7 protein-coding genes and 1 pseudogene are annotated in these 12,891 nt (G+C 62.0%); 2 read left to right on the top strand and 6 right to left on the bottom strand.

All coding sequences use genetic code 11. The features are described 5' to 3' along the window. The first annotated feature begins 393 nt into the window (after positions 1–393). Entirely contained in the window at positions 394–1,146 is a 753-nt protein-coding gene (locus BA011_RS26550; RefSeq protein ID WP_065282979.1) for an IS6-like element ISRle6 family transposase, read from the top strand. A gap of 42 nt (positions 1,147–1,188) precedes the next feature. Further along, positions 1,189–1,401, top strand: coding sequence for a cold-shock protein (locus tag BA011_RS26545; RefSeq protein WP_065282978.1), 213 nt, complete (start codon positions 1,189–1,191; stop codon positions 1,399–1,401). Positions 1,402–1,964: 563 nt separating this feature from the next. Here the strand turns inward: BA011_RS26545 and BA011_RS26540 are convergent. From BA011_RS26540 to BA011_RS26515, 6 genes and pseudogenes are all read right to left on the bottom strand, one after another. Continuing rightward, positions 1,965–4,835 carry a patatin-like phospholipase family protein gene (locus tag BA011_RS26540; protein WP_065282977.1) on the bottom strand — a complete coding sequence of 957 codons (2,871 nt, stop codon included), beginning with the start codon at positions 4,833–4,835 and terminating at the stop codon, positions 1,965–1,967. Positions 4,836–4,849: 14 nt separating this feature from the next. Next, positions 4,850–6,643 (bottom strand): GMC family oxidoreductase, encoded by a 1,794-nt coding sequence (locus BA011_RS26535; RefSeq protein WP_065282976.1) that lies wholly within the window; start codon positions 6,641–6,643, stop codon positions 4,850–4,852. Positions 6,644–6,645: 2 nt separating this feature from the next. Then, on the bottom strand, positions 6,646–9,435 hold the full coding sequence (locus BA011_RS26530) for a hypothetical protein (RefSeq protein ID WP_065282975.1): 2,790 nt from the start codon (positions 9,433–9,435) through the stop codon (positions 6,646–6,648). 16 nt (positions 9,436–9,451) lie between these two features. Then, a pseudogene (locus tag BA011_RS26525) lies at positions 9,452–10,926 on the bottom strand (cytochrome c). Beyond that, a complete protein-coding gene (locus BA011_RS26520) occupies positions 10,923–11,354 on the bottom strand; it encodes a hypothetical protein (protein ID WP_065282974.1) in 432 nt (143 codons plus the stop codon). Before BA011_RS26520 ends, BA011_RS26525 begins: the two are co-directional and overlap by 4 nt. Next, positions 11,351–12,871, bottom strand: a complete 1,521-nt coding sequence (locus tag BA011_RS26515) for a hypothetical protein (protein ID WP_065282973.1) — start codon at positions 12,869–12,871, stop codon at positions 11,351–11,353. Before BA011_RS26515 ends, BA011_RS26520 begins: the two co-directional genes overlap by 4 nt. Between the last annotated feature and the right edge of the window lie 20 nt (positions 12,872–12,891).

The raw sequence follows: 12,891 nt of genomic DNA, 5'->3' as shown, positions 1-12,891 counted from the left end.
AAACGAAAAAACCCGGTGCGGGAGGAGGTGCACCGGGCTCTTGATTGTGACCGACAGCTGGGAGGAGGAGCGCTGCCCGTCTGATCGTCGCGGCTCGGGAGGAGGTGAACCGCGTCGATATCAGGAGGGTAATGTTGCATTGCACCAATGTCAACATTCCTGATGTTGCATCGCAGCACTTTCAGTGCCTAGCAGCGCCGCGAGAGCGCGAGCTTTCCGCGCGCCGCCGAAGCTGAGAAAGGCCGATCTAAACCGGTCGCTCTCAATATTGCTTTTCCGTGGAGCAAATTAGGCATGGAGATTGTCCGCCGGGGCCTGTCGCAAATTTTTGCGCTTAACGGTATGTTGACCGTCGGAGGAGAAATTTCGCTCCAAATGTTGTGGAGCGTACGGATGATTCTGAATGCTATTGCCGAAAAGCTGAAGCGGCAGTCGAAGGATGATTTCAAAGGCAGGCATTTCGAGGCATGGCTGATCGTACAGGCGGTCACCTGGTATTTGAGATATCCCCTGAGCTATCGAGATCTGGAAGAAATGTTCGAAGAGCGCGGTTTCGAGGTCGATCATAGCACGATCAACCGCTGGGTATTGAGCTATGCGCCGATGATCGAGAAGCGTCTTCGCCAGTTTCGCCGGCCTCATTGCGGATCGGTTCGGATTGACGAGACCTACGTTAAGATCCGCGGCAAATGGCGCTATCTGTACCGAGCCATCGATAAGCATGGCAACCCGGTGGATTTCCTGCTTTCTGCAAAGCGAGATCTCGAAGCCGCCAAGCGGTTCTTCCGCAAGACGCTGAAAGATCAACCCTTACTGTCGCCGAACAAGATCTGCACAGATGGTGCCAATACCTTCCCGTCGGCGATCAAAGCTTCGGTTGAAGACGGGCTTCTACAGCCCGACCCCGTGCACTATGTGACCAAGCACCTGCAACAAGGCATTGAGAGCAATCATTTCCGTGTGAAAAAGAACATGCCGAAGATCGGCGGCTTCCAATCCTTCAACACGGCGCGGCGAACGATTGCCGGTTTCGAGGCGATGCTGTGGTTGAGAAAAGGCTTCGGCTTTTCCGGCGCCTGGACGATCAACGATCAAAACGATTTGGTTGCGCGCCTCTTCGGACTTACAAAGGTTAACAAAACATGAAAATAGCATCGTTCAGGGGATAGCCGCGGCCTCTGTGGAAGTTTGCGACAAGCCCCGACCGGTACTATTAAATTTTTCAACGATGATAAGGGGTTTGGCTTCATCACGCCAGAAAATGGAGGAGCGGACGTATTCGTTCACGTGTCTGCTTTGCAGCGAGGCGGCTCGCTCAGAGAAGGTGACAAGGTCAGCTTCGAGGTAGGCCAGGACCGCAAGACCGGGAAGTCGAAGGCCGAGAACGTCAGCGTGCTCTGACCGCGGGTGCCGCGTGACAGCCTGACCAAGAAATTCGGGCAGGCTAGTCGCGTCCGAGATTTGCGAGCTCAGTGAAAATTCCGGCTCTTCACCTTGAGCGTATCGATATGCAGGTCGGGGGTTTATCCCGAGCCGGAGACTATGCCGATGAAGCTGCCTAAGCCACGGAATTTCAGGTAAAAACGGCCGTCCGCGCTCGGCATAGTATTGTGCACTCTTGCAACAAATCAGAGGAGCGCAAGATGACAGTCGCCTTTGATCTGTTTAGCAGCCAGCTATGGCAGCGGTTTAATGGGTGGATTTTTCGAGACCACATTGATCGGTACATTGCCGGGATGCAACGCGCTGGCTATCGCCCGCAATATATTTGCCGAGCTGTACGGACGGTCGAGAAATTCATTACCGTTGCGTCATGCATACTTGTGCAGCGGAACGCGTGTCAATGTTGACAGGCCGCTACGAGGACACAGCGAACCCTTCAGTTCTCAGGAATCGGGGAGACCCAGCCAGGGTTCAAGTTGTTCGAAGCCGGCTTACCCCTTCAATTGGTCCTTAATTCCTCTCTAGCCCTGACACTCGTGCTCGCTTTGAGTTGCGGTTAGGCTCGCCAAAAATTCATTCCAGTTCGCGTCATGCTTCGCGGCGGCGTCATCTTGCGCCCACAGCTTGACTTTCTTGGCTGCGGCCTCATCGTGGTATGTTTCCGATATATCGTTATGCAATGCCAGAACGAGCGTTTCGACGTCATGGACGGAGAGGATTTCGGTCTCCGATGGTTTTGCCGGATTTGCGAACGACAACGAGTTGGGAAGCAGCCAATGTGTGCCAATCCCGCCGTCCCTGAAAACGCGCGGCATGGCGATCTCGTGTATGCTGAACTCGGAACTATGATCGCAGTAAAGCTTCTCAATTGCCGCGCGAAGTTCCGTCTCCAGTCCCAGGCCTAGCTGGCCTCCGGCGCCGAGCACTGAGCCGAAACCGAAGCTCTCGCTATAGCGGCCGGCCGAAGCCGAAACATCGGCGATGACGACGTGCAGCGGCGGCAGGGCCTGCGGTGCTTGCGGAGCCGATCGGAACGCGTCGCGGATGGAATAGTAGAGCGTCATGGCGCCACGGTTTTCGACCGCTCCGCCATCAGTCACCCAGTATCGCATCCTTGCTTCTCCTGATGCTTCGATGTCGATTGCGGCATCGGGAAAGACGGGCGGAAAATTTGCGCTCAATGCTGCAGCACGCGCGATCGATATATCCGCGTTGTCGAGCGTTACGAGCTGCATATGCAGCGATCCGTCGTCCGGTGGAGACGCCGGCGCGGCAAGATTGGTCAACACCAACCGCCCGCCCGCCTGGCCGGCATCCAGGAACTGGCGGCAGCGCGTAGCCCTCTCGGGTAGCGAAAGGTTGTGAATGGCTTGGCAGGGCTGACCGTTATTGGAAAAAGACCCAACGATCGCGGTGTTGAGCATGAGGCCGAAGGACGGCGCTTCCATTGTCCCGGTGCCCATGTGGCAGACGAAGGATTCGGCGAGAATCGCGCCCAGTCTCGACCGTGCGGGGATCCAGCCCGTTACGTTTTCATCCGGCCTTTGAGCTTCATGGCAGGCTGAGGACGCCCAGCGCCAGCGCCCGAAAGCGAAGCGCATGTCGCTTGCTCCATCAATCACCTGTTCGATGAAGGGCAGCGCCATGGCTTGCGAGAAATCGTCCCATGCCTTGACGTCCATAGTGTCGCGCGGCCGGCGAAGCTCTTTCTCGTGAAGCGCAAAATAGCCGAGCGCGGCGCTGCCACCTGACACACCGCTGACGAGGACGACGTTGCAGATCTGGTCGTGTTCGGCCAGCCCCCGCAGCAGCGAGGCGGTATAGATCGCCGCACGCGTGCCGCCGCCGGAGGCGACGACGGCAATTCTCGGCGTGGTGGGCTGCAGCGGCCCGCAGCCGCCGTTGGGTTGGTTGCTTTCGAACAATAGCGTTGAAGGCTGCTTGTTCACGTGCCGCTCGGAGCGGATAGCAAGTTCCGGCGGCTGGATCGCCCGCAGGAAGCTGAAGACGGCGGGACCGCCGATCAGGCCATAGGCCAGGGCGCCGACGAGGGCGGGATAGACGAGCGTCGAACGCTGGAAGTTGCGCAGGCTTGCAAGCAGGTCTCCCGTTGGAGCCTGTCCGGCGGGCAGGCGCTCCAGCTGCGTACGAAACTGCGCGAGCACTTCCGCCGGCGTCATGAACTGGATCGCCCTGTTCGATGCGGCTTTGGTCTGCCGCTGATACTGATCCTCGTAGCGGCCCTCGATCTTCAAACGCCCCGCGCCATGCAGCGCGATCGTCCGGCCCCGGTTGCGGACGGTGCTCAAGGTCTCGCTGCCTTCATAGTCGTAAGCGATTTCGACCGGCGTGATCGATAGGTGCTGCTTGTCGATGAGGCGCATCAGCCGGCGCGCGACGAAGTGATCGCACCAGAAGCCGTAGTACCAGGCGACGGCATAGGCGAATACGATATAGCGCATGATCGTCGTGTTGCCGTAGCCTCTAGAGCCGGCGTTGAAGAGATAGGTGATGTAATGGACGTCGGCGAGGCGCAGCACCGCAACGACGATGACGAGAATGCTGATGACCCGCTGCGGGCCGATGAAGAAGAGGCGCCCGACCGTCTTCAGGATTTCCATCAACCGGTCGAACAGGATGCCGAGGAAAAGGACAATCCATGCGACAAGGGCGGTCACGCCGAATGCGTACCAGAGATAATGGTCCGGCACGAACAGGGTAAGCAGCGATCCGGGCAGAAGCAACTCGACCGGATAGCGGATCGGGGCGATGACAAGGGCCGACACCAGCGCGGCGATCGGTCCGCGACCCATGAAATCGTATCGGTTCTTGGGCAGGAAGAGCTCTACTTTCGGCAGGCTGTCGGCAAGTCCGCCGCCTGCATTGGAGCGGAACAGGCTCGATGCGAGCAGCCAGGCCGCCGGGAGCGCAAGGACAAGTGCGCAGACGATCGCGACGCCGACATGCAGGCGGGGCCGCGCCGTCATCATGCCGTAGGCTTCCGGGCGCGAATTGACGAGGAGAAGCAGGGCAAGGGCCGCAAGGATGACGAGCTGTACTCCCAGCAGATACTGGTTAAAGAGCGCCTGGCGGCCAGCGGCCGCATGCAGCAGGAAGAGAAGCGCAAAACCGATCGCGAGCAAGCCGAGATTGCCCCAGCGCATCTCGACGGTCGGGCCGAGCGCCATGGCAAGGGTCAGAATAGCCGCGAGCACCGGCACGAACCAGGCGTAACCGTCGGGGGCGAGCCATCGCCAGGCGATGTGCCGCCCCTTCGGCAGCGGCTGGTTCAGCCAGGCATCGAATTCCCGCCACCATCGAACGAAACTCCGGACGTGTTCGCCGAGCCAATTGTAGATGCTGGCTTCCCGATGGGTAGGGTGTTCGTTCATCAGCGTGTTTCCAGTCAGCTGTCGGCGAGAATGACGTCTGCCGCCTTCTCCGCGATCATGTAGACGGCGGTGGCAAGGAAGTAGCCGGGAATGCGGGGGAAAACGGAAGCATCGACGACGCGCAGGCCTTCGATGCCGTGCACCCTGAAGCGGCTGTCGAGCACGCCGCCATCCTCGCGGGGGCCGATGGCGCAGGTGCCGCAGGCATGATGGCCCCAGGCGTTTTCCGCGACATAGCGGCGAAGCGCCTCGTCGCTCTCGTTCTGCCGGCCGGGCTCCTCTTCGCTTGCGATGAGATCGTCCATCGCATCGTTGACCTTCCTGACGAAGCGGATGGCATGGACGACGGCATCGAGATCGAGGTCGTAATCGCCGGTTCCTTCGAAGAAGGAATGAAACACGACGGCAGGCAGGGCCGCGGGATCGGCACTTCTCAGCCGCACCGTTCCACCCTGGTTTTCGGTATAGGCCTTGAGGATCGCCCATGTCATGTAATCCGGCTTGCGGATGCGCGCGGAATAACGAGGAAAATAGCCGCGGAAATCGGCCAGCAGCGAAAAGCAATGCAGGTCCGGTTCCGGCAGCGTGTTGCGGGATTTGAGCGTCAGGGAAAACATGACGCCGTTGCTCGTATAGTTGCCGATGCGGAATCTGCGCCACCGCCGGTAATGGACATCGCGGGTCGTATAGGTCACGCCCTTGAGGGCCGACCAGGGTTCTTTCATCCGGCTGACGACGCCGACCTCGTAGCGGTCCTGCAGGTTCCGTCCGATACCAGGAAGAGCCTCGACGACGGGAATCCCGTGCTCGTCGAGATGGCCGGGATCGCCGATGCCGGAGAGCATCAGAAGCTGCGGCGAGGCGAAGGCGCCGCCGGCAAGGATGATCTCGCGGCCGGCCCGAATGATCTCCTCGCGCCCCTCCCCGTCGATGCAGCGAACCGCCACCGCCCGCTTGCCGTCGAATTCGATCCGCGTGACGGTGGTGTTGAGGCGAAGCGTCAGGCGGTCGGGGTGCCGCTTGATCACGTCGAGCAGCCGCTCGCGCGGCCCGTGCCTGGTGTGGCGGCGCGTCGAAAGCGGTGTGACGCGCACGCCGCAGGCGCCGACGTTCCAGTTGCGGTGGTCGTTCGGGTCGATCTCGGTCGTCTCCCAGTCGGAGCCCCGCTTGCCGAAGGCGTCGGCCGCCGCGCCGACGCAGCGCAGCAGCGCCCGCCACAGCGGCCAGTCGCGCAAGGCCCGCAGCGGCACGGCGCGCTCCGTGGTCATCCACCCCCACCATCCATGGCCCGTCGGATTGAGGCCCGTTGCGGCGGCAAGCCAGCGCCACAAGAAGAAGCGGTAGCGGCAGCGCTCGATGCGCTCGAAATAGCCCTGCATGTGCGGGGCCTTCCAGCTTTCGTCGCCGGTGACCGCAAAGATGTGGTTCCAGTCGCAATGATTGGGCCTCACGACGATCATCGCATGATGAGCGGTGCAGCCGCCGAGCCCGCGCACGCGCGGATACAGCACGCCGTCCTTTTCCTTGCTGTAGCGCCAGTCGCGCTCCTGCATCTCCTGATTTTCATAGTGGCGCACCCAATGGTTCTCGGCCATGCCGGGATGTTCCGAGGCAAAGGCGTGAAAGGCCGGTACGCGAGAGGCATCGGCAAGCGGAATGTCGGTGCCGTCGTCGGCTTTGGCCAGCGGATCGCCGCCGGCTTCGATGACGAGCACCGTCCGGCCCTCTTCGGCGAGCCGCGCGGCGACGACGGCGCCACCGGCGCCGCTGCCGATGACGATATAATCGTGGGTCGGCCCGTCGGACATCGTCAGAACTGCTTCAGATAGGAAATCAGGGCATTCTTGTCCGATTGCGAGAGATCGGCGCCGAATGTGTGCCCGCCATTGACCACGTAATCCGGGCATTTGCTCAAGCCCACCAGGCGGTCGACGAGTTTCGCGTCGCGCACTACCTTCTCGGCTTTGGCGAGCACGGCGGGATCTGCGAGTTCCCCCGGCGTACATTGCCCGCCGAGCTCGGAAAAGGCTCCGATCAGCGCCGGGCCGGCGGCAATCAGGCGCTTGTAATTGGCGAACTTGTTCTCCTCGTCATTGTCGGGCAGCAGCTCGGTGTTGGTCAGCGCGTTGATCGGGAAACCGGCCGGGAACGGGCCGACGGTGATCGAGCCGTCCTTTTTGAAGGCCCAGCCGGCGACCTTGTTCAGCATGCCGGTGAAGGGCTTCACCTTGTCGGGCACGAAGCCCGGCGGTACGATGAGGCAGGAGGGCGCGCTCGTCCGGTAGATATAGCCCGGCACCGGCGCCTCGGTCATCTTATCCATGCGGCGCGTCTGCGGTGAGAGCATCTGGCGGATCGACCGATCGAAGACTGTAAGCCTGTTTTCGACGCAGGGCAGATAGGGATCGCCGGCATCCGCCGCGGGGCAGGCGGTGCCGCGCCCAGCGCCGTAGCCGCCGGCATTGTCCTGATTGTAGTAGTCGGTTCCGTGATAGCTCTCCTCGTGGCCGACCGAATTGTTGAGCAGGAAAGGCGCAGTCGACCAGAGGCTGACGAGTGAAGGCGGCCTCAGATAGCCGCGCCCGTTGCCGGCCGCCTGCAGTGGCGTTGCCGCCCCCGAAACCGGATGATTGACCGTCACCTCATGCGGAGGCGGCAGCGCTTTGTAGGTGGAAGAGGTGAAATTGTCCCAGACGTCGCCCGAAAGCCCGTTGGTGGCGATCGCGCTGCAGGCATTGGTGCGCACGATATCCATCGGCACGCGCCGTTCCGTGGAGAGGTAATTGCTGTCGAGGAAATCCTTTCCGTCCTCATCCTTTTCGGTGACGAGTTTGACCATGCCGCGCTTGAAGGCATCCGACTGGGCCCAGGCCCAATAGCGATCCCAGCATTCGCGATAATGCGGGCCGGCTCCGCCGCCTGCGCAGATGCCCTGATCGACACCGAGGTCCGGCGCCGGCACCGGCTGCTTGCTCGAATGACAGGCGGCGCAGTTTTCGGCAAAAACGATCTTTCCGCGCTCGACCTCGGCCGGATCGCGCGCTTGGAGCACCTGCTCTCCGACTGGCGTATCCTTCAGATGATCGGCGCGGGCCGCGACCAGGAAGAATATCGCCATGTCGGGCGTCATCGTCTCGGTGGCCTGCCAGTAGATCGAGTTCTTCTGGGCGTCGGCGATGCGGATCGGCGAGATCTTCTGCCCGCCGAGGAAGGGGCGGAAATGAAGCAGCCATTCTTCGCTGAACAGGCCGATATTGAGATAGACGCGATTGAGCGCGCCGAGCGTGCCGACGGAATCGGCTCCGTCCTTCAGGACGCGCATCGAGGCGACCGTGCCGGTCGCCTTGTCGTAGAGGGAACCGAAGGCTGCGGTCTGCGGATAGTCCTGCGCCTGCTTGTTGTCTTTCTCGTCTCCCTTGATGGTTTCCTTGCCCGTCTTTGCCCCGATGCGCAACCGCTCCAGGACGTTGTAGACGGCGTTCATCGTACGGGGGTTATTCATGTAATCGCTCGAAACCAGCGAGGTATCGAGCGAACCGGGCGGGTTCGTATGGAACAGCTGGAAAAGGAAGTTCCCTTCGTTAGGGGCCGGTTCCACGGGCGTCGCGCGCGGTTTGGTGTTCCAGAAGAAAATGCGGTCGACCCAGAAATACTGGGCGCCGGGATTGGAGGAGATTTCAGGGAATTCCGGGCTCTCGACGTTCTTCGGCGGATTGATCGGACTGGGGCCGACATGGCAGAAGGCGCAGGACATGCCGACGCGATAGGGACGCACGAGATCCTTGTCGTTGTAGTAGGAAGGATCGGTATAATAGCGCACCGCATCCCAATGTTCGGCGGCCTTGCTGTCGAAGGCGGGATTGGGGAAGAGACGCAGGCCCATTACGCCCGTTGGCTCGCCGTAGTAGGAGCCGACCGGGACTTTCTTCTCCTCGCCCCTTACCTTGACCGTGGTGCCGCGCGAGCCGATCCGCACGCCGGGATAGCGTGCGTCCGCCTCGGTATTGCCGCCGAAGCTGTCGGCCGGGCACTCCGTCTTGCGCTGATCGATCCACAACCCCCAATGATCGGGATCGGCGCTCTTCGGGGTTGTGAAGCAGGGTTCGTTGACGAGGCCGAGATAGCGGAAGCGGTTGTCGCGGCCATAGGCCATCGTCGGATGGGACGAGATGGTCTTCAGGAGGTCGAAGGAGCCGATTGTCGCGCGGGCGGCGAAGTCCCAGAAACGGTCGTTGCCGCCAGTCCAGACGGTCCAGGTGTTCTGTCCGCGGATCGCCGCCTTGCGGACGGCCTCCGGATCGAGCCCGGTGGCGGTTGCGACCTCCTTGATCTCGTCGGGATAATCGGCGCCGGCTGTCGGCGGCAGCAGCAGGCCCTTGTCCATTGCCGCGAAGTAAGGCTCTCCCGCCCCGGGAAATTCCTCGACCTTGCGATGGGCTTGCTTCGCCTCATCCTCGACATGGCCGAACTGGCCCGCATCCGGCTCGATCAGCCACCAGACGATGAGCGCAACCGCAGCAACGGCGATAACGGCGAGGGTGACGACGGTCGCCACGATCCAGGCGATAAACCGCATGATGCGCTGTCTGATGTTTGCCATCGATCCCTCCTGATGGTCAAAGTGTCTTGAGATACGAAAGCAGCTGCTCCTTCGCCTCCGGCGGCAAATCCGTGCCCCAGAGATGACCGCCATTGCCGTTGCCCGGCCGGCTTGTGTCGTAAAGCGTGCCGTACCGTTCCCCCGGCGTATCCGGCATGCTTACGAAGCCTGCATTCTCGGCATCCACGAGATCGTAGCCGCGGTAGAACTGCCCCGGCCGCTCGGCTGGCGGAAGAAGCAAGGCCCGCAATGTCGGGACGCTGCCGTTATGCAGGTAAGGACCGCGCAGCCACAGGCCCCCGAGGCCTGTCGCGACATAGCCGTCGGTCTTCTGGAAGTTGGTAAAACTCCAAGCGTAACTCGGCTCGTAGGCGGCGTAGCGGTCGCGGGCCGCGGGCGTCCACATGTCGAGGCGATGGCGGTCGGTGCCGAGCTCGACGATCGAGATCGGCGTCCGGTAACGGGGCCCTTTGGCGTCATGGCAGACGGCGCATTGCGCGATATAGATCCCACGGCCGGCGTCGACCGCCGCCGCATCGACATGATAGGGATCGCCTGCCGGCCTGAGAGGAGAAAACGGCGAGGGCGGCGGCCCCTGCAGGCGGATGAAATCCATAACGCGGCGAAGGCCCTCTTCGCTTCCCCCATAAGATTTGTAGGTCATCCCGTCGCCGATCGCACCCGAGACCACCGTCTCGTAGAGATCGGTTTGCAATCCGTCCCAGTGGAGCGAGAAGCGGCGCGTATTGGTGGTGGCGAGACCGGCAAGCGACCACAGGGGCATCATGTCGGAATTGCCGATCGTGTGGTCGTCGGCAAGACGGAGGTTCTGGAACTTGACCGGGTTGAAGGGATCGATCCGGCCCGGGCCCCAATCCGGCCGGTCCTTCATCCAGGCGAAGCGCCCCCCTGCTCCTGGAGGGCCGCCCGGGTCGCCGGCACCAGCACGAAGCGATAGAGCGCCCATTCCCAGACCGGCATGTCGTAGACCTTGCCGATCTCCGCCATCACCCGGTCGGCGGTAAACCGCGGATCGGCGCCGACATCGATGAGGAAACGGATATAGGCCTGCGGATTGCCCCTCGTTCCCGGGCCTGCTTCGACCAGCCGCGCCGGCTCGTCGGCACGCAGCCGGTAGCTGCCCTGGTGGCAGAAGGCGCAGTTCGGCGCGACGCGCCCTATGACGCCGAGCGTCTTGACCGAGAGGCCGACAGGAACCTCGTCGCCGGCGCGCCAGTAGAGGCCGAAGGCGCCGTAGCCGTCCGCGTTTGCCGGCAGATGTTCGGGAAAGAGCTGCGGCAGGACCCGCCAGATCCAGTAGGGAATTCCCTGCGCCTCTTCATTGCCGATCGAACGGTGGTTGAACACTTCAGCCAGATCGTTCGTCTTCGGCTGGGCGACCGGCCGGAAAAGCAGGAAGAACAGCGCGAAAGCGCCGGCGACGAGCAGGACCAGAACGGCCAAAAGCCATTTCCAGAAGACGCGCCTCATGCCTGTCTCCCTTCGGCGATATTCTGTTCGAGCCGCAGGATGCGCAGGAGACAGAAAAGCGTCGCAATGCCGACCGACCCGTCGAGGAAGACACCGGCGAGGTAGCCGAGCGGCTGGTCGAAGACGAAGACGGCGAGAAAGAAGAAAACCGTGCCGAGCGTGCGGGAGGGGAAGACCGCAAGCCAGGCGAAAACGCGGTAACGGTCGATATCGAGCGTCGCCGGAATGTAGAAGATCGACAGGATCCCGAGCAGCAGGCCTGCAAATCTCGGCCAGATCAGCTGGTTCACGCTAATGCCGAAGAGGCCGAGGATCCATTCCGGACAGAAGATGAGCGGCAGGACGAAGGCGAAGTTCAGAAGGATGCCGATCCAGACGAGGACTGCATGCCGTGCCTTCCATTTGCTGAGCGATCGCGACTGGGTCATAGCGTCTTCATATATTCGACGAGGGCGTCTTTTGCCGCGTCCGGCAGCTCCGTGCCGTAGCGATATCCTTCGTGGCCGGCATTGCCGTTGCCGGGCCGCGCCGTGTCGTAGCGAAAGGCATCGGCGCCGGCAGACTGCCGATAGCCCACCTTGGCGAGATCGAACTCGTCGCTGCCGCGGAACCAGACAGGCGGCCGCTTGGCGCTCGGCTCGAGCAGATCGCGCAGGGTCGGCACCGAGCCGTTGTGCAGATAGGGCGAGCGCGCCCAGATGCCGTCGAGCGGGTGATTGGCATAGCCGTCGGTCTTGTGGAAGCGGCTGAAGCGCCAGGGATAGCCGGCATAGAGCAGGTTCTGCTCGGCGGCGAAATTTTCCGTATAAGAGGTCCAGCGTCCCGCATCAGTGCCGATATCGGCGAGTGGAACCGTCTTGCCGAGCCGCGTGAACCGCTGCCTGTCGTAGCTGTAGCCGTTCGCATCCTTGAAGCCGTGGCAATCGGCGCAATAGTGCAGGAACAGCGTCTTGCCCTCTGCCGCCTTCGCCTGATCGATCTTGGCGGCGACGGGGAACGGCGGCGAAGGCAGATCCCACATCCAGTCCTCGATACGCGCGATCGATGCCCGGTCGACCGTTACGGGCGTGACGCCGGCGCCGAGTGCGGCGCTCAGGTTTCGTTCGGCCACGGAATCATTGTTGCCGTCCCAATGGAGGTTCATGCCCTCGCGCGGGCGCTGGCGCCAGATGGCGGGATAGTCGGAAGAGCCGTTCAGCGCCGCGCCGCTGATATGCGCCTCGTCCATCGGAAAGTTGAATTGCAGCGCCTTATAGGGATTGAACGTGTCCACGCGGCCCGGCCCCCATTCCTCCTGCCGCTTGACGAAATCGAGTTGGGTGCCGAGATCGAGGAAGGCGTTCTTGACCCTGGGAAAGACCGCGTAGCGGTAGACCAGCCGCTCGAAGACATTGAGATCGCCGCCGACCTTGGGGCTGTCGATCGTCGCAATCAGCGCATCCGCGGTAAAGCCGGGATCGCGGCCGACATCGATGAAGAAGCGAATGAATTCCTGCAGGCGCAGATTATTGGAAGGTGCGCCGGGGATGAGATGGCGAACCGGATCGCCGGGAAGATGATATGTGCCGACATGGCAGACGGAACAGTTGAGCCAGACCCGCTCGACGCCTGAGACCACGCGGCGCGACACCCCGATCGGAAGGTCGTCGCCGGGCTTTTCGTAGAGGAAGCCGAAACGGCTCCAGCCTTCCGGCCCGAGCTTGTCGGCATACATGACCGGCAAGGCCTTGAAGACCCAGTAGGGCGGTCCCGTCGCCGTCTCGCTGCCGATAGAGCCGTGCATGAAATGCTCGTTCTGGCTTTTGAAAGCGACGACATACTGGTTGACGAAAACCAGATAGTAGACGACTGCGAGCAACAGCAGCACGACGATCGCCAGCCACCAGCGGCGGTGGCGGGCGACTGCGATCTCGACGGGCGTTTTGCGGTCGTTGTCGCTGCTCATGAGTCCACTCCGAATGCGCG

The organism is Rhizobium leguminosarum, assembly GCF_001679785.1.
In the GTDB taxonomy this organism is placed as follows: domain Bacteria; phylum Pseudomonadota; class Alphaproteobacteria; order Rhizobiales; family Rhizobiaceae; genus Rhizobium; species Rhizobium leguminosarum_R.
This window is presented reverse-complemented; position numbering and strand designations above follow the sequence as displayed.